Annotated in this window: 26 protein-coding genes, 1 tRNA gene and 1 pseudogene; 14 read left to right on the forward strand and 14 right to left on the reverse strand. The window is 33.8% G+C overall.

Annotated features, from left to right (window positions below; genetic code table 11):
- Window positions 1-115: 115 nt before the first annotated feature.
- Window positions 116-928 (reverse strand): 16S rRNA (adenine(1518)-N(6)/adenine(1519)-N(6))-dimethyltransferase RsmA, encoded by an 813-nt coding sequence (gene rsmA, locus HUB95_RS05750; protein ID WP_015588849.1) that lies wholly within the window; start codon window positions 926-928, stop codon window positions 116-118.
- A 78-nt stretch (window positions 929-1,006) separates the two neighbouring features.
- Here rsmA and HUB95_RS05755 point away from each other — a divergent pair.
- Both HUB95_RS05755 and HUB95_RS05760 read left to right on the forward strand, forming a co-directional pair.
- Window positions 1,007-1,079 (forward strand) — tRNA-Thr (locus tag HUB95_RS05755).
- Window positions 1,080-1,103: 24 nt separating this feature from the next.
- On the forward strand, window positions 1,104-1,832 hold the full coding sequence (locus HUB95_RS05760) for a triosephosphate isomerase (protein ID WP_015588848.1): 729 nt from the start codon (window positions 1,104-1,106) through the stop codon (window positions 1,830-1,832).
- Between the two features lie 223 nt (window positions 1,833-2,055).
- On the opposite strand, the gene dprA is transcribed toward HUB95_RS05760, so the two are convergent.
- Window positions 2,056-3,144: a DNA-processing protein DprA gene (gene dprA / locus HUB95_RS05765; protein WP_015588847.1), complete on the reverse strand. Its 1,089-nt coding sequence runs from the start codon at window positions 3,142-3,144 to the stop codon at window positions 2,056-2,058.
- Window positions 3,145-3,205: 61 nt separating this feature from the next.
- On the opposite strand from dprA, the gene HUB95_RS05770 reads away from it, so the two are divergent.
- The 8 genes and pseudogenes from HUB95_RS05770 to HUB95_RS05805 all read left to right on the forward strand — a co-directional run bounded on the left by HUB95_RS05770 (window position 3,206) and on the right by HUB95_RS05805 (window position 10,163).
- The gene (locus HUB95_RS05770; RefSeq protein ID WP_141456813.1) at window positions 3,206-3,580 is read left to right on the forward strand and encodes a ferredoxin family protein; all 375 of its coding nucleotides are present in this window, start codon (window positions 3,206-3,208) and stop codon (window positions 3,578-3,580) included.
- 193 nt (window positions 3,581-3,773) lie between these two features.
- Window positions 3,774-4,568 (forward strand): hypothetical protein, encoded by a 795-nt coding sequence (locus tag HUB95_RS05775; RefSeq protein WP_209452403.1) that lies wholly within the window; start codon window positions 3,774-3,776, stop codon window positions 4,566-4,568.
- 79 nt (window positions 4,569-4,647) lie between these two features.
- Window positions 4,648-5,601 (forward strand): D-alanine--D-alanine ligase, encoded by a 954-nt coding sequence (locus tag HUB95_RS05780; protein WP_041573499.1) that lies wholly within the window; start codon window positions 4,648-4,650, stop codon window positions 5,599-5,601.
- A complete protein-coding gene (locus HUB95_RS05785; protein WP_209452404.1) occupies window positions 5,582-6,340 on the forward strand; it encodes a cell division protein FtsQ/DivIB in 759 nt (252 codons plus the stop codon). The genes HUB95_RS05780 and HUB95_RS05785 overlap by 20 nt, the downstream gene beginning before the upstream one ends.
- Window positions 6,341-6,873: 533 nt before the next feature.
- Window positions 6,874-7,980: a D-alanyl-D-alanine carboxypeptidase family protein gene (locus HUB95_RS05790; RefSeq protein WP_209452405.1), complete on the forward strand. Its 1,107-nt coding sequence runs from the start codon at window positions 6,874-6,876 to the stop codon at window positions 7,978-7,980.
- Window positions 7,981-8,079: 99 nt separating this feature from the next.
- Window positions 8,080-8,394, forward strand: a complete 315-nt coding sequence (locus HUB95_RS05795; RefSeq protein WP_010082606.1) for a DMT family transporter — start codon at window positions 8,080-8,082, stop codon at window positions 8,392-8,394.
- A 16-nt stretch (window positions 8,395-8,410) separates the two neighbouring features.
- The gene (locus HUB95_RS05800) at window positions 8,411-8,755 is read left to right on the forward strand and encodes a DMT family transporter (RefSeq protein WP_006279756.1); all 345 of its coding nucleotides are present in this window, start codon (window positions 8,411-8,413) and stop codon (window positions 8,753-8,755) included.
- A gap of 266 nt (window positions 8,756-9,021) precedes the next feature.
- A pseudogene (locus HUB95_RS05805) lies at window positions 9,022-10,163 on the forward strand (transposase).
- A 189-nt stretch (window positions 10,164-10,352) separates the two neighbouring features.
- Here the strand turns inward: HUB95_RS05805 and HUB95_RS05810 are convergent.
- The 7 genes from HUB95_RS05810 to HUB95_RS05840 all read right to left on the reverse strand — a co-directional run bounded on the left by HUB95_RS05810 (window position 10,353) and on the right by HUB95_RS05840 (window position 15,966).
- Window positions 10,353-11,603 carry a citrate synthase gene (locus tag HUB95_RS05810; protein WP_015589409.1) on the reverse strand — a complete coding sequence of 417 codons (1,251 nt, stop codon included), beginning with the start codon at window positions 11,601-11,603 and terminating at the stop codon, window positions 10,353-10,355.
- An 80-nt stretch (window positions 11,604-11,683) separates the two neighbouring features.
- Window positions 11,684-11,953 (reverse strand): 30S ribosomal protein S20, encoded by a 270-nt coding sequence (rpsT, locus tag HUB95_RS05815; protein WP_012673338.1) that lies wholly within the window; start codon window positions 11,951-11,953, stop codon window positions 11,684-11,686.
- Window positions 11,954-12,004: 51 nt separating this feature from the next.
- A complete protein-coding gene (locus HUB95_RS05820; RefSeq protein WP_338062227.1) occupies window positions 12,005-12,541 on the reverse strand; it encodes a lysophospholipid acyltransferase family protein in 537 nt (178 codons plus the stop codon).
- 244 nt (window positions 12,542-12,785) lie between these two features.
- Window positions 12,786-13,772, reverse strand: a complete 987-nt coding sequence (locus tag HUB95_RS05825) for a tyrosine recombinase (protein ID WP_174516851.1) — start codon at window positions 13,770-13,772, stop codon at window positions 12,786-12,788.
- Window positions 13,762-13,932, reverse strand: coding sequence for a hypothetical protein (locus HUB95_RS05830; protein ID WP_007549057.1), 171 nt, complete (start codon window positions 13,930-13,932; stop codon window positions 13,762-13,764). Before HUB95_RS05830 ends, HUB95_RS05825 begins: the two co-directional genes overlap by 11 nt.
- Window positions 13,933-14,136: 204 nt before the next feature.
- Window positions 14,137-14,772 carry a DnaA ATPase domain-containing protein gene (locus tag HUB95_RS05835; protein ID WP_006280257.1) on the reverse strand — a complete coding sequence of 212 codons (636 nt, stop codon included), beginning with the start codon at window positions 14,770-14,772 and terminating at the stop codon, window positions 14,137-14,139.
- Window positions 14,773-14,901: 129 nt separating this feature from the next.
- Complete coding sequence (locus tag HUB95_RS05840; RefSeq protein ID WP_141456664.1) at window positions 14,902-15,966, reverse strand: AI-2E family transporter; 1,065 nt, start codon at window positions 15,964-15,966, stop codon at window positions 14,902-14,904.
- A 263-nt stretch (window positions 15,967-16,229) separates the two neighbouring features.
- On the opposite strand from HUB95_RS05840, the gene ispD reads away from it, so the two are divergent.
- A complete protein-coding gene (ispD, locus tag HUB95_RS05845; protein ID WP_209452407.1) occupies window positions 16,230-17,423 on the forward strand; it encodes a 2-C-methyl-D-erythritol 4-phosphate cytidylyltransferase in 1,194 nt (397 codons plus the stop codon).
- Window positions 17,424-17,887: 464 nt separating this feature from the next.
- Here the strand turns inward: ispD and HUB95_RS05850 are convergent, their stop codons facing one another.
- Both HUB95_RS05850 and HUB95_RS05855 read right to left on the reverse strand, forming a co-directional pair.
- Window positions 17,888-18,028, reverse strand: coding sequence for a hypothetical protein (locus HUB95_RS05850; protein WP_209452408.1), 141 nt, complete (start codon window positions 18,026-18,028; stop codon window positions 17,888-17,890).
- A gap of 187 nt (window positions 18,029-18,215) precedes the next feature.
- Window positions 18,216-19,280: a 5-(carboxyamino)imidazole ribonucleotide synthase gene (locus HUB95_RS05855; protein WP_209452409.1), complete on the reverse strand. Its 1,065-nt coding sequence runs from the start codon at window positions 19,278-19,280 to the stop codon at window positions 18,216-18,218.
- A 99-nt stretch (window positions 19,281-19,379) separates the two neighbouring features.
- Between HUB95_RS05855 and apaG the strand changes: the two genes are divergently transcribed.
- Entirely contained in the window at window positions 19,380-19,781 is a 402-nt protein-coding gene (apaG, locus tag HUB95_RS05860) for a Co2+/Mg2+ efflux protein ApaG (protein ID WP_174516854.1), read from the forward strand.
- A gap of 234 nt (window positions 19,782-20,015) precedes the next feature.
- Entirely contained in the window at window positions 20,016-20,909 is an 894-nt protein-coding gene (locus HUB95_RS05865; RefSeq protein ID WP_015589403.1) for an Rpn family recombination-promoting nuclease/putative transposase, read from the forward strand.
- A gap of 10 nt (window positions 20,910-20,919) precedes the next feature.
- Here HUB95_RS05865 and HUB95_RS05870 read toward each other — a convergent pair whose 3' ends face one another.
- Window positions 20,920-22,518: an ABC transporter permease gene (locus tag HUB95_RS05870; RefSeq protein WP_015589402.1), complete on the reverse strand. Its 1,599-nt coding sequence runs from the start codon at window positions 22,516-22,518 to the stop codon at window positions 20,920-20,922.
- 129 nt (window positions 22,519-22,647) lie between these two features.
- Here HUB95_RS05870 and trhO point away from each other — a divergent pair, with 129 nt between their 5' ends.
- The gene (gene trhO / locus HUB95_RS05875; RefSeq protein WP_015589401.1) at window positions 22,648-23,454 is read left to right on the forward strand and encodes an oxygen-dependent tRNA uridine(34) hydroxylase TrhO; all 807 of its coding nucleotides are present in this window, start codon (window positions 22,648-22,650) and stop codon (window positions 23,452-23,454) included.
- Between the two features lie 41 nt (window positions 23,455-23,495).
- On the opposite strand, the gene HUB95_RS05880 is transcribed toward trhO, so the two are convergent.
- On the reverse strand, window positions 23,496-24,047 hold the full coding sequence (locus HUB95_RS05880) for a leucine-rich repeat domain-containing protein (RefSeq protein ID WP_209452410.1): 552 nt from the start codon (window positions 24,045-24,047) through the stop codon (window positions 23,496-23,498).
- A 57-nt stretch (window positions 24,048-24,104) separates the two neighbouring features.
- Window positions 24,105-26,555, reverse strand: a complete 2,451-nt coding sequence (topA, locus tag HUB95_RS05885) for a type I DNA topoisomerase (RefSeq protein ID WP_209452411.1) — start codon at window positions 26,553-26,555, stop codon at window positions 24,105-24,107.
- Between the last annotated feature and the right edge of the window lie 159 nt (window positions 26,556-26,714).

Genomic DNA, 26,714 nt, shown 5'->3' on the forward strand with positions numbered 1-26,714 from the left:
GGCTTTATTTAAAGCTTATACGCCAATTAATTAAATTGCAATAGGCAAAATTAGCTAGGAGCCTTTAATTGTATAGCTCTAACTGTTTTTAGGAGATAGAAAAGCTATATAGTTGCTAATACATTTTATTGCAAAATAAGCATTCTACATTATTTGCCAGCAAACAAAACTGCTCAATAGTTAAGTTTTCTGGACGCTGGTTTCCGCTCAATTTAGCGTTTTCAAGGACAGTTTCAGCGTGGTTCGTTATATTTTGCAAGCTATTTCTCAGCATCTTTCTTCTTTGAGAAAAAACAGCACGTGTTAATCTTGTTAAGGTTTCCAAATTTACTGCAAATTTTGGGATAGGCAAAGGATTTACTGTAATTACTGAAGAATGTATTTTTGGTCTTGGAAAAAACTCTTTAGGTTCAATATCAAATTCCTTTTTTATATCACATAGTAACTGGCTTAGCACTGATAAGGAACCATAATCTTTAGAATTGGGTCTTGCCGTAATGCGATCTGCTACCTCTTTTTGAAACATTAATGTCAAGTTCGTAAAAAATTTTATATTATTTAACCACTTTAAAAATAACACTACCGAGATATTGTAAGGCAAGTTAGCAATAACTTTAACTGGACGTTCTATCAGCTCTTCTTCTATAACGTGCAGTGCATCTGCTTCTATAATTTTATACTTTCCTTGATGCTCATTTAGCAGTTGATCATGGTGTTTTACTAAATCTCTATCTTTTTCTATAGAAAGTAGAGACTTTGGATTATGCACCAATATTTCTCTTGTTAATGCACCATATCCAGGACCAATTTCAATGACATTAAAATTCTCCAGACTACCAGCTAAAGCGACTATTTTTTTTGTTATCTCACTCGATAAAATAAAATTTTGCCCTAGACTCTTTTTTGGCTTCAGTAAAAATTTTTTCATATTATTTTCATTATACAGTATTTTAAAAATTAGTTGACTAAAATTCATTGATAATTGTATATTATTAATGTGTTTAACGCCGGCTTAGCTCAATTGGTAGAGCAACTGACTTGTAATCAGTAGGTTGTCAGTTCAAGTCCGACAGCCGGCACTCTCACTCATATAAGTAAAGTTGATGTCCTTTTTAATAGTAGCAAATTGGAAAATGAATGGAATGCGTTCTTCATTTGTTGACTTTATAGGCAAACTTAACAACAAGAGCAACGAAATTACCTCTAAGCTAGTGATTTGCCCTCCTTTTACATCATTTCCAAGCAGTATAGAGTTGAACAATAATATTAATATAGGAGCACAGAATTGCCATCATAAAAAGTTCGGTTCTTACACAGGTGAAATTAGTGCAGAAATGTTAAAAGAACTAGGGTGTACTTACGTAATACTTGGGCATTCTGAAAGGGCTAATGAAAAAGATAGTGAAATAAAACTTAAGTCGGAAATAGCAATAGAATCAGGCTTACACCCAATTATCTGTGTAGGTGAAAATTCAGAAGATTATAAGAATGAAAAAACAAAAGAAGTAATAGAATATCAATGTAAAAACCGCTTGCCAACACACGGTGAATATACCGTAGCATATGAGCCAATATGGGCAATAGGCACAGGTCATGTGCCAAATAATGATGCAATTGCTAAGGTGATAGAGGTAATAAAATTGTGTACTAGTAAAAAACACATTATATATGGTGGTTCAGTCAGTTCAGAAAATATAGAAAATTTGCTCAGTATCTCAAATTTATCAGGAGTTTTAATTGGCAGTGCAAGCTTAGATTTCGATCACTTTTATAAAATTATACAACAAGTTGAAAAAAAGTTTTCTCTTATCAATTCTAAAATCAGCAACTAAGAATCCTATAACAAATGACATCATTTCAGTGTCAAGCATATATAGCTAACCCAAGAAAGGTTTCCCTACGTCATACCGCGATTCATTCGCGGTATCTCTAGATCCCGCTAACACGTAGCGGGATGACGAATTTGTTGTTTTTCAAATTGTAGGTAAACCTAAGCCACTTTAGCTATATCTGTACGAACATCTAGTAAAACGACCTAGCTATAGCTAAAGTAATCTAGAAAATTAACGATATTTTATTCCCCGGGGAACGCTCTATTCTGTTTTCCAACTCTAGTTCCAAAAGAGCCATTAGAGCTATGTTGGTAGAAAGTCCGCTTGCTAATATAAGTTCATCTATATCAACAGGTACAGAGTTAATATGATCAACTATAACAGATTTTGCCTGTTGTAATTTTTCTTGTTTTTGGTTAACAGCATAGTGCTCAACATCAAATAGTTTTTTTTGCTGCGGAGGTAGACTAAACCTAATACTCTCTATTATGTCATCAGCGGATTCGATAAGCTTAGCACCGTTTTTAATTAAATAATTACTACCACTACAGCGTGAATCTAAAGGGAAACCAGAAACTGCAAACACCTCTCTCCCTTGATTTAAAGCAAAATCTGCTGTTATTAGAGAGCCAGAACGTTTCGATGCTTCAATCACTGCAACACCTAGCGATAGGCCAGATATAATTCGATTCCTCTGAGGAAAATACTGAGGCTTTGGTTTAGTAGCAAATGGAAGCTCAGTAATTACTAACCCACCGTTCCCAGTGATTTTTTTGTATAGATCAAAATTCTCTTTTGGATACACCACATCAATTCCGCTTGCTGTAACAGCAATAGTGGGATGATTTTTGTATATTACACTGTTTGCTGCAGTATCGATTCCTTTTGCAAGTCCAGAAACGATAACAAAACCAGCTTCGCTTAAATCAAGTGCCAACTTATTGGCAAAATTTCTTCCATTCATTGAAGAGTTACGCCCACCGATTATTGCAATTATCTCACGGCTTAATAATGATATATCACCAAGCGCAGTTATTACAGGAGGACAACTAGAGATATTTCTTAAAAGATCAGGGTAATCTGGGTCACATGCGGGTATAATTTTAGCTCCAATTCTTTCTGCATTATTGATTTCTTCTCGTGCATCTTGAATGCCATACACCTTATTATTAGCCACCCTATTGAGATATTTTAGCACCTCATCTAGCGATCCATGTGTTCTTAGTATACTAAAAAACTTTGTTGGTCCTATAGTTCTAGCCAAGCTTAACCATACTTCTAATTCTTTGTTGTTCAATTTATTTATCTTCATAAAAGGCTTGAATTTCTTATCAATTTAGTGTACCCAAGATAATGCAAATATACAGTGTTTTATGACGCATTTTGTTACAGATAAATGCATAAAATGTAAATATACGGACTGTGTGGAAGTATGTCCCGTTGACTGCTTCTATGAAGGTAAAAACATGCTCGTGATTAACCCAGATGAATGTATTGATTGCGGAGTGTGCATACCTGAGTGTCCAGTAGATGCAATTGTAACTGATGATTCCATAAAAGATATTTTAGAACTAGATGAAGAGTTACTGAACAGTGAACAAAAAATCTTCAAATCATTTTACAACATAAACGTAGAATACTCACAAAAATGGCCAAATATCACAGCTAAGAAGCAACCTCTCTATACAGCAGAAGAGTATAAGGAAAAAAAGGATAAAACAACTTATTTTGAGGAAAATTTAGAATAATACTGCTGAAGGAAAAGAAACTTTTTGTATTTCAGGGTTATTGTTTTTGGTTGCTGAAAATAGTTGCGTTATCTAAGTTGTTATGCTGATAAATTAGTATCGATTAATTTAAGGATTAAGGAAAAAGGCTTATTGACTTTTGAAATATTTGATTATAAAACTAGCTGTTAGCATTAAATCTTGGGGGTAAGTTATGAGTATAAATAAAAGAGAAACCATTAAAAAGATTGAAGGGTTACTTTTTCAAGCGAACGGTAATCTTGAAAAAACATGTGATCTATTATCAACAGTAAAGTTAACCGAAGATGATATTAAAATATTGCTGGAAGAGATGATAAAAGAGTATTATAGCTTGTTTAAAAAGATTTCTTGGAGTTGTGGAATTACTGCAGGCGGTGCACAAGATGCCAACGCAAGCAGCTTCAACGAAGCTTATAAGTTAGGTTCAAAAGAGTTAGCATTGGCAATAATGTCAGATTTTAAGAAGTCTTATGATCAAGAATTATTCAAGAAATATAAAAAGGAAGAAATGTCTTATCCTGAAGGAGAAGGAGTACAATTTATTAGAGAATTAAGAGTTCTAAGTAGAATACTTACTATATCTTTAATAAGGAAACTTGATGAAGTTTACAAGTTTACTCCAGAAGAAATTGAGCGTTTGAAGGAATATATATTAGTTAGCAACTATGATACAAGCAAAAGTCTTTCTGATATAGACAAATATATGCATGCACTATCTGCCTTAATTAGAAACCCCTCACTTGATACAAAAAAGATATTTGAGCTAAATAATCGAATGATAATACACACTACAGCCTTAATTGATTTAGTAACTAGTGGAGTAGTGAAAAAAGAAGAAGTAAAAGAACAATCTGCTGAGGATTTAGAAAAGCTTGTCTGTGAACAGTATAAAGGTGCAGCAAACACGCCAGTACCGTTGCCGAGCACGCTATTTGAAGTGGATAAAAAAGTGCTTAAAGGAAAGTAAGAAGGTCTTATAGTTAGCCAAAGTAGGTATTTAATAAGCTTAATGTAACCATTATATATGCTATATAGTAAAATATAGAATGCTTATGGTTCCAACTATAGCAATTTTAAGTGGTGGGTTTTCTTGTGAGAGAGAAATATCGCTTATGAGCGGAAAAGCAGTAAAGAAGGCGCTCGATAGCCTTTCATATAATGCAATAGAAATAGATGTTGACAGTAACATTGCTGAAAAGCTTAGAAAAATTAATTCGGGCCTTGCTTTTATCGCTCTGCATGGACCTTATGGTGAAGATGGCTGCATTCAAGGTTTATTGGAGATTTTAGGTATAAAATATACACACTCAGGAGTTATGGCTTCTGCTGTTGCTATGAATAAAGTGATGTCAAAGCATATATTTCGGTCCCTTAGTATCGACACTCCAAAAGGTTATGTAATTAGCCGAGAAGATCTACTAAAAAATAATATTAAAATCGATTATCCGTACGTCTTAAAACCAATTAATGAAGGTTCAAGTATTGGAGTGTACATAATTTTCTCGCACGAGGATTACTTAGAACTGAAAGATAATAGTTCTACTATAATGGAAAAGATGATCGTAGAAGAATACATACCGGGCATAGAGTTACATACTGCTGTATTGCTGGATGAAGCAATTGGCACTATAGAAGTACGACCAAAAAATAAATTCTATGATTATGAAGCAAAGTATACAGATGGATTTGCAGAACATATATTTCCCGCTGAAATTCCTAACAATATATATAAAATGACCTTGGAACACGCACTGAAAGTTCATCAATTTTTAGGATGCAAAACTATTTCCCGCTCAGATTTCCGTTATAATCCCAAAAATAACACTTTAAAAATGCTTGAGATTAATACACATCCTGGGTTTACTGAGTTATCGTTAGTGCCAGAAATTGCAAAATTGGCAAAAGGAATCAATTTTAATGAATTAGTTAAAATTATTATTGAAGATAGTTTGCAGCACAAAAATATTAGGGATTTAAGTCATGTTGAGCAGTATTACTAGAAGCCAAAGGAGTTTTTTGCGTAAGTGTGCCTTGGTTATTATCACAGCACTTTTTCTTACGCTAATACTTTACAGCTCACTTGATAAAATAATAAATCGATTTAATTACTACTTTACTTGGTATAATGACTGCCTATCTAGTTTATTACTCAGTAGTGGATTTTCAATCGACGAAGTAGTCGTGAGCGGCAATAAATTTACAAACAAAAAGGATATTCTAAGTTTGACAGATAGAACGCAACCTATCCTGTATATATCACTTTCAAAACTTGCCGGTAACATACAATCCGTAAGCAGGTGGATAAAACACGTAAGATTTCACAGAATTTTGCCCAATACTCTACACATTAATATAGATGAGCATAAACCGTTTGCTCTCTGGAAAGATAATAACAAAACCTCGGTAATTGATTTTGAAGGTAAAGTGATCGTAGATGACTATCTAGTAGATGATCTTGTTGTAATTAAAGGACAAAACTCGTTATCAAACCTAGAATTTGTTAGAGATGTGTTGGAGAGTAAAACTCAATTAAGAGACCACATTTCTTCTTTTGCTTATATAGGGAATAGAAGATGGAATATCATACTTGATAACGATTCCACAGTAAAACTGCCTGAAGATAACCCTTATAGTGCATGGGACTATTTAAACCACTTACACAATACAACTGATTTTACTTTCAGCGATTGGAGTATTATTGATATGCGTATTACTGATAAAATTTTTGTGAAGAGGTGATCTGCTGTCATCCAAGTATCCCCTTTTCCTGTCATCCCAGTGCCCAGACACTGGAATCCCGCCGCGAACCGTCATACCGCGATTCATTCGCGGTATCTCAGCCGCTAACAAGAGATCCCGCTAACAAGCAGCGGGATGACGATTGTCGTTTAGCCATAAATATTAAGAAATTTACTAAACAGAAAAAAAGGCAAAAGAAACCCTAGGGTAGCTAGTTATTCACTATCCATTTTTTAAGTTGGCGTTTTTTTATGTTTTAAATGCTTTATAAGCGCATTTTAGCTTATATTAGGTAAAAACCTAGAATTTTATAAAGACACAAGGTGCACATAGTGCAAAAAATTAAACATGAGACGCCAGATACGTGAGTTTTTTGTCATTTAATCTGTACAGAGAAGATAAATAAATAGCTTCAGTTTCATGATAAGGGGGCTGGCGAGGTTTGTCAAGGAATTTTTATGCAAGAGATCTATTGAAATGCCCCTGTAAAATTATACTATTAATTAGTACACTATAAATTTAAAATTATAGATATGTTAAGCAGATTGGTAATTTTGCTATTAGTTTTTATACTTCCTTTTTCTTCATACTCATACCAGTTTAGAACCAAAGCAAAGCAAGCAGTAGTCTTAGATTTAGCTTCAGACTCATTCATTTTTGACCATAATTCTGATGAAAAAATGGCCCCATCTTCAATGAGCAAGCTAATGACTTTATATATAGCCTTCGATTATCTAAAAGCTGGAATAATACACATGGAGGATAAATTTCGAGTAAGTAGAAAAGCGTGGGAAAGGAGAGGCTCTTCCATGTTTTTGAAAGAAGGTCAATCCGTTACGGTGAGGGAATTACTTGAAGGAATTACAATAGTCTCAGGCAATGATGCCTGCATAACACTAGCCGAGGGCATTGCAGGATCAGAAGAGAATTTTGTGGCTGAAATGAATGAAGTTGCACAAAATTTGAATCTGAATGACAGTCATTTTGTCAACTCAAGCGGGTGGCCAGATGAAGATCATTTTATGAACGCAAAAGACTTGGTAATGCTGGCAAAAAGGATTTTCACCGATTTTCCTGAATATTATGATTTATTTTCCGAACAATATTTGACATATAATGAAATTGTACAAAAGAATAAAAATCTTCTACTTTTTCACGATATTGGGGTTGATGGCTTAAAAACCGGTTATACAAATGCTGGTGGTTACGGCATTGTAGCATCTGCAAAACGAAATGATAGGAGAATTTTTGCTGTCGTAAATGGTTTAAACACTGAGAAAGAGCGAATAGAAGAAGCAAAAAGATTGATACAATACTCCTTAAATCATTTTAACACTAAGAAAATATTCGTTAAAGACAGCGTAGTTGAGGAAGTAAATGTTCTCTATGGAAAAGATAGAAAAGTGCCTATTACAGTTGCAAACAATGTTACCATAACTTACAACCGCAAATTGCATGACCAAATTAAGGTGCGTATTGAATATAAAGATATGATACCTGCACCCATTAAAAAAGGTCAAGAAGTGGGCAAAGTTTTTGTAGAAATACCAGGTATTGAGCAACAAACTACACCACTTTATGCAGCAAATGACGTGCAGGAATTGAATTTCGTAGAAAAGTTTTTTAGGATGTTGTTTTAAGTTTGATATTAAAGCAATTCCGAAAGAGAGATCTATTGCACTTTAGTGTAGTTTTAACTAACAATTTCTGTTACAATACAAGATTGAAATGTTACGAAAATGTGCTGGTTGTATTTGTTGCTGTCTAGTATCCTAGAGATACTGTGGGCTGTAACGCTAAAGTTTAGTAACAGTTTTACTAAAGTTGTGCCTTCGATTGCAACATTGGTAATTATGATCATTAGCATTTACTTTTTATCTCTTGCAGCATGCTTTCTACCTATTAGGGTATGCTATGCAGTTTCCTCTGGAATATGCACAATTGGAATAACTATAATTGGTGCAACCACTTTCACAGAGAATATTAATTTATCTCAAGTTTTATGTATCGTTTTAATTGTAATAGGAAGCATAGGGCTGAAGCTCTCTATTTAAACCTAAAAATTTATGCATGAATTGGATATATTTACTCTTATCGTCACTAATTGAAGTGTTCTGGGTCATAACACTTAAGCATAGTTATGGATTTACTCATCTCGTACCATCAATAATTAGCATACTCTCCATGGCTCTTAGTACATATTTACTTTCGCTCGCTACACGTTCTATACCTATCGGAGTATGCTATGCAATTTGGACTGGAGTGGGCGCTATAGGAGCTTCGATACTTGGAGTTTACCTATTTGATGAACCAGTTAATTTATTCGAAGTAATATGCTTTATTTTAGTTACATTCGGGATTATAGGATTAAAATTGTTTGATACTGCAAAACAAACTGTTGATAAAATGGAATAAAAGATCCCACTGGGATGAAAGAAGCAGATACTCCATATTGTCATGCAAATTGGAATCCAGACTTTTTTCTATATAGCATGGTGAAGACGGGAAACCGTAACCGTTCACACAATGGCGTCAACTTAAGGAAAAATATCAGCGATAGTGTATAAAATTTCTCTCTAAATTTTTTATCATTAAATTATCCAAAGAGTGCAAGGGACAGCACTTTTGTTTCTGTTTTATTTCAACAAAGAAGTCTAAAATGTGTCCTTTTTAGGTGAAATATGCAAAAAGGAAAAAACCTTATTCTACAAATTAAAAATATAATATACTCGAAAACTTTTCAGAAAATCCATTGTGTTGAGTTTTACACGAACAAGAAAACTTCCTTTTTCGACAGTATTTTCTATGATTTTAAAGTTAGTTAAAAAAAGTTTGGGAATAGAATGTGAACTTATGGAGCCATTGACATGTACCCTCAAAGCAAGCTTTTTCTAAAGCAAGGTATAAGATTTGCCATACAGGCTTTCAAGAATTTAAGCATCCAAACAGCCTATCAGGATGAACCTGAGTTGGAGAGGCTATAGACTTATTGCAGCAGATGGTTCTGGTATGAGATTACCCAGCTCTGGGGAAATTGTATCCGAGTTTGAACCAAATGGAACAACAGGCACCATTGGCAATTTGTTTGTTGATTTGTGTACTTCGCTAATTTGTAGTGCTCGTCTTGCAGCTTGGAATATAGGTGAACAAACGTTGGCGGCAGAGCAATTACCCGAAGTTATCACTCAAATGCGTTTATTAAATCAAGAGAAATTATTATTTATCTATGATCGTCTTCAGTAAAATTCATTCAGCAGCATTATGATTTGGAAGTAGATTTTATTTTTCGCTTGCAAAAAAGAAATTATAGTAAGCTATGGGAACGCTGGCGAATTAGATTTTGATTTTATATTAGAAAATGAAAAGCTAAAAAATAAAATGAAAGGACAGAAAGTAAGAGTTATAGTGCTGACATTAGCCAACTGAGAAACAGAGTTTGACCGAGACTTTGGAGCAAAGCTTATGTGTTAAGGTGGCACATAGAGGAGTGCTATAAACGACTCAAAGTAGGAGCAGAGTTAGAGAATTTTTCTGGAGAGGCTGTATTACAAGAATTTTGGGCAAACTTGGTCATGTGCAATATATTATCGCTTCATATGTGTGATGCACAAGGGCCTTGGAACCCAGATCAAATTACTGAGTATCGTTTAAATTTTTCAGTTTTATTTGGTGTAATGAGGCAGAAACTCTATCAGGTACTTATTGCGCCAAAAAACTTTCAAGCCCTTTTTAAGTATACGCGCTAAAGTTAAAATCCGACCGGGACAGCCGCAATAAAGTAGATAAGCCTAAACGCCATCATGTCTTTAGGAGAGTTTGCTAATGAAAGTTCTTAAGTTGACGCCATTGGCTGAACGGATACGGAATGACACCATCCTTTTTTCTGGATTCCAGACTGGAATGACACCTCTGGACACTTCCGTCGTAAAGGAACCAGTGTCAGCTACTCGGATGACACCTTTTTTCTACTTAGTTTGGGTTATGCAAGAAGTCTAATGAAGTGAAAATAAATTTATTTACCAAAATAGAGTTGCCTTGGTCTACAGATCTTAGTTTCTTTATCATTTATCATTTCATACCACTGAGTAACCCAACCAGTGGTTCTTGCAAGTGCAAAAATAGGCGTGAACATATTTGAGGGGATATCAATAGCATTCATTATTATACCTGAGTAAAAATCAACATTTGGATATAACTTACGCACGATAAAATATTCATCCTTTAAAGCTATTTCTTCAAGTTTTTTTGCAATTTTAAGCAGTTCATTATTTTGTTCTAGTTTACTTAGAACCTCATGGCAAGCGCCTTTCAATATACGCGCGCGCGGATCATAATTTTTATAAACACGATGTCCAAATCCCATCAATTTAAATGGATCTTTATCATCTTTAGCTTTTTCGATGAATTTATCTATATCTCCACTTTGCTCTATCTCTTTTAGCATATTTATAACTGCCTCATTAGCTCCACCATGTGCTGGTCCCCAAAGTGTAGCAACTCCTGCAGAGAGGCTTGCAAACAGATTAGAACCAGCCGATCCCACCAATCTGACAGCCGCCGTAGAAGCATTCTGTTCATGATCAGCATGGAGAGTAAATATTTTATCCAGAGCTTTTGCAAAAAGGGCGCTTTTATCATTATCAACAGCATCGCCAAATATCATCTTTAAGAAATTTTCACTGTAACTTAATTCATTGTTAGCATTTATGAATTCCTGATTGTTGATATGCCTATAAATCATTGCAATAATTGTGGAAACTTGCGCTATTGCAGAAATTCCAAAATCTAGGTCTTCACCATTGACATTGTTGCCATGCTTTTCATGATAAGATGCTGACAAACTTGCAAAACATGCAACTAAGATTGACATAGGGTGAGCAGTTTTTGGAAATGCTTTAATTACATTTGTAACTTGCTCTGATACTTTGGATGATTCTTGTATTTTGAGAAGAAATTTTTTGTGTTGCTCTGAACTGGGTAATTCACCATAGAGCAATAAATAAATCACAGCAGTAAAATTATTATTCTCTGCCAAATCAGCTATATTATGTCCCCTATATTTAAGAACTCCTTCATCTCCATCAATGAATGTAATTGTAGAAGAGCATGAAGCTGTAGAAACAAACCCTGGATCGTAAGTGAATAATCCTGTCATCTTATATAAATCCTTGATATTTAACACATCAGGACCTGTTGTTCCGCTTAATACAGGTAGCTCGATTTTTAATCCATTACTTAGTTCTAATAGCACTTTTTTATCCATCACTTAAGCTACTTAAATTTTATACAGAATATACAAACTGAGGAGTATATATTAATACAGTTAACTTTACATTAACCGTATTAAGCGGTCATCAATGCTTTTACTTTTGCATTTAAGCGACTTATTTTACGCGCAGCAGTATTCCTATGAATAACACCTTTATTCACACACTTGTGTAAATTAGATTCAGCATTCCGAAATGCCAGAACAACATTTTCTTTGTCGCCAGACTTGATTATATCAACCAATTTTCTAATAGAGGTGCGAGTTTTACTTTTCCGCATCTTATTTATTAAAGTGCGCTTTGCTATTACCTTTATCATTTTTTTAGCACTCTTATGATTTGCCATATATTAATACCTAAAATACTGTACTTTTCTTTTAATTATAAAGTTTTTTTGTTAATTTGCAATATCAGTTTTTCCTATGGTTAATCTACTGCTTCTCTCTTCAATAATTTTTTCTAAACTTTGCAAGAATTCATTTTTGTTTAACCCAGGATATATTGGGGGCAATATTTCTATTACTGCCTTTCCGGGATTCTTTCTCAGAGAAAGTATGCTTTTTGGCCAAAACAAACCAGTGTTTAAAGCAACCGGTAACACAGGAACAGATAATACGCTATATAAAGCAGCAATACCTGGTTGATATTTTATATTTTGGTTTATAGTTGTTCTTGTACCTTCAGGAAATATTATTATGATTCTATTTTCTTTTATACGCATTTTTGCTAGTTTGATTATATGGCGTATAGAACTGATACCATCTGAACGGTTAATAAAAATCATTTTCAGCGCTATAAGATGCAAACCAATGAATGGAATCCATTTCAATTCACGTTTTAAAATAAAAACCGCTTTTCTAAATAGTAGTATAAAAATAAATGTTTCAAATGGAGATTGGTGTTTAGATGCAATGATAAAAGGTTGCTTAGGGATGTTTTCCATTCCCCTCACTTCATATTTAATGCCACATAATAAACGCAGCATGAATAATACAACTCTCAACGAACAGACGAGGAAAATGGTTATTACACACTCAGAAAAGAAAATTACAGGGAGAGTAATGAAAGTATAGAATACCTCCCATAATATAAGAAAGAAATTAAACAATAAACTTGAAATCACAAACTCACATAAATTTATTTAAATTTAACTTTATTACAAATTAAAAACAATAAATTTAATTATTGATCATCTGAGTAATAGGATGCGAATCAGCTAATTTGTCCTTTAACTTTTCGTTAGCAATATGAGTATATATTTGTGTTGTAGAAAGGTTAGTATGGCCAAGAACTTTCTGTATCAACACAATATTTGCTCCGCTATTTAGTAGATGGGTAGCAAAAGAATGCCTAATCACGTGTGGAGAGATCTTATTTTCATCAATATTGCATTTTCTTGCCAACTCCTTCATTAATTGACCGAGCCTCTGCCTTGTAATTGGTTTATTAGGTTTATCACCTGGGAATAGCCAATCGGATTCCTTTTCTTTAGAGATCAGATTATCACGAACTGATAAATAATTTCTAAGGCTCTGCAATGCTTGTTCATTAAAAAGAATTTGCCTCTCTCTACCACTTTTTCCTTTTATTATTATATAGCATTCTTTGTTATTACTGTTTATTAAATGTGACACTTCACATAATTTCATACTAATTAGTTCAGAAACACGCATTCCAGAAGAGTAAAGGATATCTAAAATCGCACATAGCCTTTTACTGCTTATCTCTTTATTCGATTCGCTTGCTGATTTTCTCACTGTGTCCATTAGCAAAAATATTTCTTCGACACTTAAATACTTAGGCAAAGGACGAGAAACTTTTGGATTCTTTAATTCAGCATCATTAGCCGGCGCTGGATTAAAATCTATTATTCCGTCATTAAATAGACACTTGTAAAAATTTTTCATAGCGGATATTTTTCTTGATATAGAGCTACTTTTATATTTTTTTTGTGTACATAAAGATTTCACATAATCTTTAATATTGGTTTTGTTTACACCAACCAAGGTAGTGCCGCTTTCCAATAAAAATTCTTCAAACTGGTGTAAATCCGAACGATAACTTTCCAGAGTATTTTGTGCAGCGAACCTCTCTGAAGCTAAAGCATCTATGTAATATGTTATGTAAAGATTTTCTTTTTTATTTTGCGACTGTTTATTTTTCATTATCAGTTCCTATATTTATTTCTTTGGCTATAATTTGATTAGAAGTGTTCCCTGTGTTTCTTATGAGAAAATATGAGACAAATAAAGCATTTATCAATAGAGTGAACATCACAAACTTTTGCTTTAACCTTTTTCTTAAATTTAATCTTACTCTTATCATAGTTAAATTATAACGTTAAATCTATAAAAACACCTTATAAAGTGAGCTCTACTATAAATATAGAATACTTCTTAGCTGTATCTATCTATATTTATTATAACATAACATTGATTATAATTCTAACATGGACAGATAGAGATTCCAATTACGTTAGTGTTATGGGTGTTAATAAATTTTTAATATACACCTTTACAAAAGAAGAAATCAAATGGCATCTTTTTTTAATAAAGTGCTAATAAAAGGAACGGTCACATTTGACCCTATAGATTCATTATCTATCTTTTCTATAATTTTATCAATGCTATAGAAAGAACGTTCTATTCTTGCTAAAATATAATTAATCACTTTTAAATCAATTTTTAACTGTTTATCTGAAAATCGTTTTATTAGCATAATTCTTAATAATTCCTCGCTTGCAGGCAAAATTTTTACGCTGATAGTTGATAATATTCGAGAACTTAAATCTCTTAGTTTGAAGTTAAGCTTTTTTGGTGAAATTGAAGAAGTGATTAGCAGCCTCTTGTCGTTTTCTTTCATGTAATTGTAACAATGTAATAACATTGCTTCATCTTTAATGTTTTGTACGTCTTCTAAAATAAAAGCATCGCTATACCTAATCTCGCTTACGAAGTTATTCACATTGATAAAGATTGCATCGTTTATTGATTGCCAAATATGAGCAAGATGAGTTTTACCGGAGCTTTTAGGTCCAAAAAGAATCAGACATTTCCAAGATAAATCATTAACTACCGAATTATATACGTGCTTATTTTCATCTAAGATGATGTAATTTTGCCGGCTATAATCAGCTTGATTGTTGTTAAATAAATTTAATTGCACGTTGAACCTCTTACGTAACCTCTTTCTGGTAGTAATTTTTGCGCAGAAATTTACTTACGCTCCTCAAATGTGTCAGGTATTCTGGGCTCATTTCTCCTCTTACCATAAATTGATTATGCAAAAGGTCTGTTAGCCGTTTTTATAAAGCTCACTTTTAAAATATTTATTGATTGCATATTCTACTGATACATTGAACATTGCTATTATTGGAATAAAAAGTAATATACCTGTAAATCCAAAATATGAAGCGCATATAGTAATTCCCAGAATAATTACAGTTGGATGTATATGAACTTTTTTTCCTATTAATAAAGGAACTAATATATTTGAATCTATTAATTGTCCAACACCAAATAATAGCAAAACGGCAGCACTTTCAAACCATCCACTAAATTGAGTGATAGCGCTCAAAAACCCAATAATGGTATATAATAATGGCCCTACGTAAGGTATGAACGTTAACATTCCTGATAAAATTCCAATAACAATAGAGTGTTCCAATCCGATTATGCTCAGGCTCACAGAGTAAAAGACCATCATGACAATACATACATTTACCTGCCCCTTTAGATAATTAGATATAATGAAATCCACTTTGGAAAAATAATCTGCAATTTTTCCTCTGTAAGGAATAGGGATTAATTTATTAGCTTTTTCTATAATTAAAGGCCAATCACGTAATATGTAGAAAAACACTACAGGAGTAATCACCATTAATGATACCGTGTTAAAGCTTGAACTTAACACTTGGATTATAAAGTTACTAGCAATATCAAGAGCATTCATGAAATAAGATACATAGTTGCTGTAATTTTCTGCTAGATTTTTAGATAAGTGATCAAATAAGCTATCCTCGATTTTTATATTAAGAAATTCTAATACAGAGGGGATTACTTTAAGCTTTAATGAAGGCACTTTACTCACTAAGAAATTTAATATTGAAGTAATTTGAACATATATAATAGGTAAAACAAATGTTATGACTAGTATAAAAGCTATTAATAAAATAAGTATTATAAAAATTACAGAACATGAACGCGGTATTCTATACTTTTCAAACTTAACTACTAGCGGATTAAACAAATATGCAATAATAATAGATATTAAACATGGAAAAATCATAGGACGCATCAGGAATAACATCCCTATTATAAAAAGCAGTATGAAACAAATAGTTATATGACGTTTTTGCATGTGTTTAGCATAGCTAATTTACTGAAAAATATGCAATTTATTTTTCCTATGTTGAAAGTATTTTACGATTTGTAATACTATCGTTTTTTACTAAAATTTAGTTGTTTAATCCGCAGGCAAAGATAGATTTTGAGCTCTCTAAATATCTCTTTTGCTATTATAATTATGCTAGTTAATAGGGGAAGTAACTTTTATATGATGTCAGAAATTTTATTTTTCGGAAAGAATCTTGGATAGAGAGGAAAGCTTCTACAAAAAGAAATATGTGCGCTAAGAAATACAAAATAGCAGCATTAATAGTTGCAGCGGGAGTAGGCAGTAGATGCAATTCTACGATTCCTAAGCAATATATAAAACTGGCAGGTAAATCTGTTTTATTTCATACAATTAAAAGATTTCTGGCTAACCAATATATAGATTACATAAGAATAGCAATTAATAGAGACCATGAAAGTTTCTATGAGAAAGCTATATCACTAATTACAGACACTAAATTACTAAGCCCTGTATACGGAGGAGAAAACAGGCAAAGTTCAGTTAAACTAGGGCTTGAAAGCTTACAAAAAGTTAACCCAGATTTTGTAGTTATACACGATGCTTGTAGGCCTTTTGTGTCAGATGTTCTGATAGATAACTTGGTTGAATCTATGATTAATGATCAATATACAGGAGTAGTTCCAGCAATAGAAGTTGAAGACACTATGTCATTGGTGAGTAATAGTTTTATTGAATCTACGATTTCAAGAGGAAAGCTCAGAGCCATACAAACCCCTCAAATTTTTAATTTCAAAGAATTATTATCATGCCATCAATCAGTCAAAGAATTTACTGACGATTCATCACTAATGGTAGAGCACAAAAAACATGTTGCGATTATTAAAGGTGAGAAAAGCAATTTTAAGTTAACCACAAAAGAGGATATCAATATGGCAAAGCTTCTTTTTGAAGAGCCAAAATTTCGTGTCGGAGCCGGTTATGATATACATAAGTTCATTAAAGTTCAAAACGGTGCTGAAAGCTTTATAAAAATTTGCGGTGTGAAAATTGAACACAACATGGCAATAGAAGCGCACTCTGATGGTGATGTTGCAATACATGCAATCGTTGATGCAATACTCGGAGCACTGGGATATGGCGACATAGGAGAGCACTTTCCTCCTAGTTCCTCTGAATGGAAAGATTGCAATTCATCTCACTTCCTTGACTTTGCTGCTAAAAAAGCAAAAGAAAAAGGGTACAGCGTATCTAATTTAGATATTACTATAGTTTGTGAAGAGCCTAAAATATCGCCTTACAAAGTAGAAATGAAGAAATTCATATCAAAAGCATTAGAAATTGATGATGAATTTGTAAATATCAAAGCAACCACTGCAGAAAAATTAGGTTCTCTTGGAAGAAATGAAGGAATAGCTGTACATGCTTCTGTGTTATTGCATACAAACTTTTATTGGAGATAGAAACGAAAAACTTCCTTGACAAACTCCGCCAGCCCCTTATCATGAAACTGAAGCTATTTATTTATCTTCTCTGTACAGATTAAATGACAAAAAACTCACGTATCTGGCGTCTCATGTTTAATTTTTTGCACTATGTGCACCTTATGTCTTTATCAAATTTCTGGGTTTTGACCTACACAAGCTGAAATACGCTTATAAAGCATTTAAAACATTAAAAAACGCCAACTTAAAAAATGGATAGTGAATAATTAGCTACCCTAGGGTTTCTTTTGCCTTTTTTCTGTTTAGTAAATTTATTAACGTTTATAATTTAGATTAGTTGCGGCTTAAAAGCAACTGAATCGCGGTTATTAAACGTTTAGAATAAAAAAACGCCATACTTGAAAGTATAATGTAAGTAATTAGCCAACCACGGGGCTTTTTTGCCTTTTTTTTTCGTTTGGTAAATTTTTTAATGTTTGTGGCTAAACGACAACCGTCATCCCGCTGCGGCATGACGTAGGACTGCTGTCATTCAAGTAGCTGACGCTGGAATCCAGCCTTGCTGTAATCTCATCAAGAACGTTGTGTTTTAACATAAGATCAGCCACTTTTATGCTTACCAACTTAATAAAATTCCTGGATCCAAGTAGTCAGGCTACTCGGATGACACCTTCATAAAGTGAAATGAGATCCCGCTAACAAGCAGCGGAATGACGGGAAAAGAGGTGCTAGAATGACACCGTTTACTATGTAACATCTCATCATATCACAATGTTCGTACAGTTGTGGCGGTATAACGTAGAAAAACTGTTAACTTAAATCTATATTGACATGTCCCATTTTACGCTTATCTCTAACCTCTTTTTTCCCGTATATGGTTAAACTAGCTTTTTCGTTGCTCAAATACTTATGAGAATCATATATATCATTACCTATTATATTTTTCGTCATACAAGGAAAGCGTAATACTACTTCCTGCATAGGTAGCCCGCATATTATCCTAACCAGCTGTTCAAATTGACTAACGTTACATGCATCCAAGCTCCAGTGGCAAGAATTGTGAGGTCTGGGAGCTAGTTCATTAACTAACAATTCGTTATCTTTAGTAACAAAAAATTCAATAGCCAGAATTCCTATTACATCAAGCGCATTTGATATTTTCTTTGCAGCTCGTTGTACCTCTTGAGTTAATTTGCTATCTATTTTAGCTGGCACTGTTGAAGTATCAAGTATTCCATCAACGTGGTAATTTTTTGCTATAGGAAAAAAAGCTACTTTACCGTTTTTATCTCTTGCAACGACTATTGAAACCTCTTTCAGTAAATCAACACTTGCTTCAAGAATGTACTCTGTATTCCAATCAAAGGAAGCAAATTGCTTCACTTCAGAATCATTCTCAAGCACATATTGCCCTTTTCCATCATAACCCATTTCTGTTGTTTTCAGCCTTGTTGGATAGCCAAAAGCTCTACTGCTTTCCAGTAGCTCATTATAATTTTGTATACTTTTGTATTCAGCAGTTTTTATACTCAAGCTTCTAATGAAATCTTTCTCTCTAAGCCTATTTTGCGCAATGTGTAACGCTTTTTTACCCGGATAAAAATTTACATCGATATTAATTGCACTACATGGAATATTTTCAGACTCAATAGTGACCAAATCCACACTCTGTGCAAAAGATTCAAGCGCTTTCTTATCAGAGAAATCTGCTATTGTGAAATCATCAGCAACAGAGCAAGCCGGATCGTCTTTAGCACTGGCAAAAACATGTGTTTTTTGTCCAAGTTTTGTTGCAGCGATAGCAGTCATTTTACCTAATTGTCCACCACCTATTATTCCTATTACTTTTTTGCTAAGCGCATCTGGTTCATTCATACTATAAATTGATATTTCCTAATTAGAGTATACTTGAAAAATCTATGAAAAAAGTATATAATTAGGATACTATCTTTTTATCATGAATATTCTATAATGATTCTAGAATACACACTAACTACCAACTTTGTTGAAGTTACAGTTTTACCAATTTATATTGAAGAGCAATCCATTCCTTATGAAAATTGCTATGTATGGATGTATAACGTTAAGATAAAAAACAAAAGCCAATCAACTATTCAATTGTTAAGTCGTCATTGGCAAATAATAGATTATAAGGGAAAAGTAAATGAAATTGCCGGAGTTGGTGTTATCGGAGAACAACCTGTGATAAAATCTGGAGAGGTATTCAAATACACAAGTGGAACATACTTAAATGCACCGTCAGGAATAATGCAGGGTAAGTATGAATTTCTGAATGAAGAAAGCATAAAAATTTTTGAGGTTATGATACCACCCTTTTCTTTGGATAGTCCATACGTCAAAACTAGACCCCATTAACTATCAAAATAGTTTATTTGTAACCAGATTGCATTCTGTGATTTTTAGCAAAGCACGATACACAATCGTCATCCCGCTACTTGTTAGCGGGATCTATGCTAAGATACCGCGAATGAATCGCGGTATGACGGTTCGTGGCGGTTATGACGTGTTAGCTATAGCTATCTTCAAAAATATGGTTGAATAATTGTTAATAATAGTGTATAATTATTAATATTTTTAAGCACTTTGGCTATGGCTCTTTCAAAATTTCTCGATCCTCGCAATGATTTGTGTTTCAAAAAAATCTTTGGAACGGAAAAAAATAAGAATATCCTGACCCACTTTTTGAACGATATTTTAGGGTTTACTGAGATAAATGCAATACAAGAAGTTGAGTTTCTTAGCACTATTATGGATCCCGAAGTTGCCTCTGATAAACAAAGTATTGTTGATGTTCTCTGCAAGGATTCTCACGGAAATAGATATATAGCAGAAATGCAGCTCGCTAGAGACAAGGGCTTTGAAAAGCGCGCACAACTCTATGCTGCTAAAGCCTACTCAAGACAATTAGATAAATCTGGCAACTACATTGATTTAAAGAAAGTCTTCTTTATTGCTATATCAAATTGTAACTTACTTCCTGAAGAAGTTGATTATATTTCTACTCACAATATACGTGATATAAAAACTAACGGCCATTACTTAAAAGATTTTCAGTTTGTCTTTATTGAGTTGCCTAAATTCGCAAAAAATAAAGTAGAGCAGTTAGAAAGTATAGTAGAAAGGTGGTGTTTCTTTTTTAAATACGCAGAAGAAACAACAGAAGAGGACTTAAAAGAGATAGCAGAAAAAGCGCCAATAATAAAGCTAGCATATGATGAATTAGACAAGTTTCGTTGGAACGAAAAAGATTTAGTAGCCTATGAAGAAAGGATAATGGATCTACGCAAAGAAGAAGCTATTCTTGAATACAGACTTGATCTTGCTGAAGAGAAAGGTATACAAAAAGGTATAGAGAAAGGGAAAATTGAAGGGAAAATTGAAGTCGCAAAAGCAATGCTGGCTAATAATGTTGATGTCAACACTATTGTTAAGTTTACTGGCCTTTCTATTAGTGAGATTGAAGAATTAAGTGGAAATCTGTGAACAGTTACGTTTATTTTTTATCCTTATCATCAAGTGTAAATAAGGTTATTGTAGAGATTAAGCCTATTATAACTATTATTAACGAAAATGGGGCAGCTTCTCTATAGCGCTCATCGCTTACAAGTTCATATATTCTAGTTGATATAGTTTCAAAATTAAATGGTCTTATAATGAGTGTTGCTGTGAGCTCTTTGATAGTATCCATAAATACGAGCAAAAATCCCGATAATATACTCTTCTTGATGAGAGGGATATGAACATTCAAACATGTGGAAATAGGTCCGTGACCCATGGTATATGCAGTCCACTCAATTTCATTTGGTGTTTTTTTGAGCCCTGACTCTACCGCCTTGAAAGATATAGCAAAAAAACGGAATAAATATGAGTAAACTAATGCGCCAATAGTTCCTACTAAGCTAATTTCCACAACATATTGAGTAATGAAAGAGGATATTCTGCTTAAAAATATTATTATACTAATTGCGATAATTGCATTTGGAATTGCGTAGCCTAAAGAAATGAGACGCGCTATATTGTTGATTACCTTATTTTTACGCGCCGTATATCCAATCATTATTGCAATGCTAATTGAGATTAATGCGGTGATAAATGATAAACTAATGCTATTTGCTATTATGTTATAGAATCTTGCTTCGTATATGAAAAACCCCTTCTCTATGCTCCAATATATGAGCGGAATCATTGGCAAAATAAAACCTATTAATATCGGCAATACACACATAAGATAAGCAAAGATCAACGGTATAGCGCCACTTATACTCCGTTTATTGTGATAATCTGAATTGGTATTGATTGAAGAGTAAGATATTCCTTTTTTTTGTAGTTTTTTTTCGATAGCTATTAGTATCACAACGAAAATTAATTCTGCAACTGCTAAAACAGTAGTTGAATATTTGTCATGCAGTAAAAACCAGGTGCGATATATTCCCGTCGTAAAAGTATCGATAGCAAGAAACTGTGGTGTGCCGAAATCTGTAATTACTTCCATTAGTACCAAAGACAACCCAGCTATAATCGATGGGCGTATGGAGGGTATGATGACAGAAAACAGGCTCTTCAATGAGGAGAACCCAAGTGTTGATGCAATAGTGACTGAGTTACTAACATTCTTTAGACTTGAGCGGACTAACATATAAACGTATGGATATAAACTAAATCCCATTACTAATATTCCACCACCTAGGGATTTTATTTCAGGAAACCAATAGTCACCTTTGCTCCACTCTAAAATGTCTCTTAATGAGCTCTGCACTGGACCTGAAAATTCTAGTGTATTTACATAGACGAACGCTACTATATATCCAGGAATCGATATCGGAAAGAACAAAGCAATCTCAAAAATTTTACTTCCAGGAAATGAAAAAAATGTGGTGAGCCACGCTGGAATTACTCCAAATATGAAAGATATTCCCCCCACTCCTATCATCAAAATTAACGTACTCAGTATATATTCAGGGAAAAGTGTGCTGATTACCCATCCGGAATTTGCTGTATCTGTAAATAGAATTGATATTAATGATAATATTGGACAGACGAATAATATACTTACTAGAAATAAGAATATATTTTTAAATACTCTTAAAAACATTAATTTGAATCTATATTTTATATTAAAATGTTATATGTAAAAACTGAAGATATCCAGTAATTAACAGCCGTACTATTGAATATCTTTATAATTTTGTATATCATGTTTTTAGTTGATAAGTGAATAATCATGAGCTTCGTCATTGCAACTTTCTATCATTTTGTAGAACTTTCTAATTATTATGACATGAAAGACGAAATAAAAGCTACATGCAACAACGTTGAGTTAAAGGGCACTATACTCCTTGCAGAAGAGGGTGTTAATGCAACAATATCTGGTGAAAGAAACGCAATTGATAAAATATTCGATTTTCTACGTTCTGATTATAGGCTAAGGGACCTTACATGGAAAGAGAGTGCAGCAGAATATCAACCATTTAGCAAGATGAAGGTAAAATTAAAAAGAGAGATTGTGAATCTTGGTGTAAGCAATCTTGATATTTCCCTGAAGGGTAAATATGTTGATCCAGAGCATTGGGATGATTTTACTTCTCAACCTGACGTTTTAGTAATAGATACACGAAACGAGTATGAAGTGAAATTAGGCAAGTTTAAGAATGCAATTAATCCACACACACAATGTTTCCGTGAGTTTCCTCAGTGGACAGAGTCATTTTCTGAGAGTAAAGACCTGAAAGTAGCTATGTACTGCACTGGTGGAATTAGATGCGAAAAATCAACAGCGTACATGAAAAATCTTGGATTTAACGATGTGTACCACCTGAAAGGCGGCATTCTTTCTTACCTCGAAAAAACTCATAATAAAAATGATAATTGGGAAGGTGAGTGTTTTGTTTTTGATGATAGAATTGCTGTTGATAACTCACTTACTCCAAGCAACACAATAAAATGCATACTCTGCTCAAATCAAGTTTCAACTGATAAACTGAAATCAGTTCCACGTGGCCAGGTGGTTTGTTTCAACTGTAAACTTTAGCATTAGAAAAAAGCTCCTGTACTAGAATTTAACACGGATCTTCAACAACTCCTTCGTGGTTGCATATTGTTTAATTCAGTGCTTTCAAGATATGTACTCACAGCATAACCCACCCCAGCTCCGAGTAACGCGCCAACCACAGCAGATGCAATAAACGCTGCAACAGAAACACCAACAGGAGTTAAAGTAGCAGCCCCTAAACAATATGCTGCAACTAGACCAATAACTAAACCAACTGTTGCTCCACAAATATAGTATTTGCTACTGCTTTTAAGTTTTTCTTGCGAGTTTGATACCTCATCCTGCAATTTTACGTTTGCACCTTTACCGCTAATCTTGTAACCAATTATATTAAGTGAAGGAAGATTTGTAAGTTTGGTTAATTCTTTTGCAACTCCAACACTAATCTTGCACTTACCTAAATGAAGTGAAGTAAGATTTATAAGCTCAGCTAATTCTTTTACAATTTCAACACTAATCTTGCACTCAGTTAAATCAAGTCTTGTGATATTTGGTATGCCTACTAACTTACTTACATCCGTGTAATCTAACCTACATAAAGCTGGAGTGTCGCCCTGTGTGTAAAATATCATTTATCCCACCGCATTATTAGAGTATATTTTAACTTTACCTAATATTTCAATAAAAGTCTACTTCTTATTCTTAATCAACTCTAAAGCCTTCTCCAGATCTATACTTTCAATATCTGCACTCTTGCCCAAAGCAACGTTTGTTTTACCGCATTTTATATAGAATCCGTACCTACCGTTGCAGATAAAAACTTCTTTTCCCTTTTCATTAACCCCGAGAGATTTTAACTCTTTGCATGGACTGTTTGCAATAATTTGTACAACTTCGCTCAATTCTCTATTCAGCACCTCTTTGGAGCTTTTCTTAAGAGAAAAGTATCTACCATCATAGAAAATATAGTACCCAAATCGCCCAAGGCCTATTTTTACTTCCTTTCCGGTTTCAGGGTGTTCTCCGATTACTTTTGGCAAGGAAAGTAACTGAGTAGCGGTGCTCAGATCAATCTCATTAACATTTATATCTTTTGGTATGGAAACCGTTTTTTTCTTTTTTAACTCGTTATTAAACTCCAGATAAAGTCCAAAAGGACCCTTTTTGATCATCACTTCTTGGTTTGTTATATCATCTATACCTAAACTTTTTGGATATTCTGAATTGTCGTTACTGCCCGTAATTTCTTTTGTATGGTTGCATTCAGGATAATTAGAACATCCAAGGAACACCCCGGCTTTTCCAAAGTTCAATTTCAATATGCCATCAGAGCAAGCAGGGCATTTTGTATTCACCTCTTTTTTTCCTTCTTCTGAACAAAACCAATCGATTACCAAATCGTGAATGCCGCTGAAAACTTCATCATGCGTCATTTGCTTGACAGAGTTTACATGACCAAAAAATGGCACCCAAAAGTGGCCTAATTCTTTTTTCCAATCTGCATGTCCATTTGAAATTAAATCAAGCTTCTCTTCCATTTGTGCTGTGAAATCATACTCTACACAACGCTGAAAAAAAGTTTCTAAAAATATAGTAACGATTTTACCGCGGCTGCTTGGAATAAACCTTTTGCTATCCAATGAAACGTACTCACGATCTTGTAATACCGAAATAATTGTTGCATAAGTTGATGGTCGACCTATACCGATTTCTTCCATTTTTTTTACGATACTTGCTTCACTATAACGAGGTGGCGGTTGAGTGAAATGTTGTTTTGGCTCAACTGAAATCAGCTTACACGCTTCCCCTTCCTTCATGGCAGGTAGCAGGCCTTCATTTTCGGCTTCTATGTTATCTTGGTAGACTCTATAAAAACCATCAAAGAATATACTTGATCCACTTGCTCGCAGAATTACTTTCTGGTCAGTAGAACTAATTTCGACTACCACTTGATCAAGAATCGCCGACTCCATTTGACTTGCAATGGTCCTTTTCCAGATTAAATCATACAATTTAAATTGCTCTGGCGTTAAGTAATCCTTAATACTACCCGGCGTTCTATTGATATCAGTTGGACGAATTGCTTCATGTGCTTCTTGAGCATTTTTGACCTTTTTTACATATTTACGAGGAGACTGCGGTAAATATTTATCACCATATAATGACTTAATTGACCCTCTAATTGAGTTTATAGCCTCATCTGCAATATGAAACCCATCTGTACGCATGTAAGTTATCAACCCTACAGTTTCACCACCAATATCGATACCTTCATATAAATTTTGCGCTATGCGCATAACACTTTTCACATTAAAATACAGTTTATTCACCGCATCTTGCTGAAGACTTGAAGTAATAAACGGAGGAAGCGGGTTTCTCTTAACTTGCTTGCGTTCTACTGTGCTTACAGCATATTGCCTTGATTCAATCTCCCTGACTAAGTTCTTTGCTTCTTCTTCATTCTTAATATCAAATTTTTCTAGCTTTTTATTGTCATAGTGGCTTAGCATAGCAAAAAAAGCCTCATCTTTGCTATTTTGCATTTCTGCTTTTATGCTCCAATACTCCTGTGTTATAAATTTACTAATTTCATCTTCTCGTTCGCATATAATCTTTAATACAACAGACTGCACTCGCCCTGCAGACTTGCTTCCCGACAATTTTGTCCACAGCAGTGGTGACAAACTAAATCCAACTAGATAATCCAAAGCTCTACGTGCTTGTTGTGCACGCACTAAATCCATATTAATTTCACGTGGATTTTTTATTGCTTCTTGTACTGCTCTTTTTGTTATCTCATTAAAGACTACTCTATAAATGTTGTTTTCATTACTGATTGCTTTCTTTTCTTTTAATGTCTCTATCACATGCCAAGCCATTGCTTCCCCTTCTCTGTCTGGGTCTGTTGCAAGATATATATCTGATGTTTTGCTTGCGGCTTTTACTAGCTCTTTTATATACTTTTCTGCTTTTTCAATGGTTTCATACTTTATAGCAAAATCATTATCCGGATCGACAGAACCGTTTTTTGCTGGAAGATCCCTCACATGTCCAAAGGATGCAGCTACTTTGAACTCTTTACTCAAATATTTACCTATTGTCTTTGCTTTCGCAGGTGATTCAACTATTAATAATGCCATATTGTTAATTATTTTAGTACTTAAAGATAATATGTTGAGAAATATACAATGAAAAGTAAAAAAATATTTTAATGGTTCTTGTGAATTTTACAAAGTAGACGGTGTCATGAAAGTAGCTGACACTGGAATGACAGCAGTCCTACGTCATACCGCGATTCA

Origin of the sequence: Wolbachia endosymbiont of Ceratosolen solmsi (assembly GCF_017869155.1) — a bacterium.
Taxonomy (GTDB): domain Bacteria; phylum Pseudomonadota; class Alphaproteobacteria; order Rickettsiales; family Anaplasmataceae; genus Wolbachia; species Wolbachia pipientis.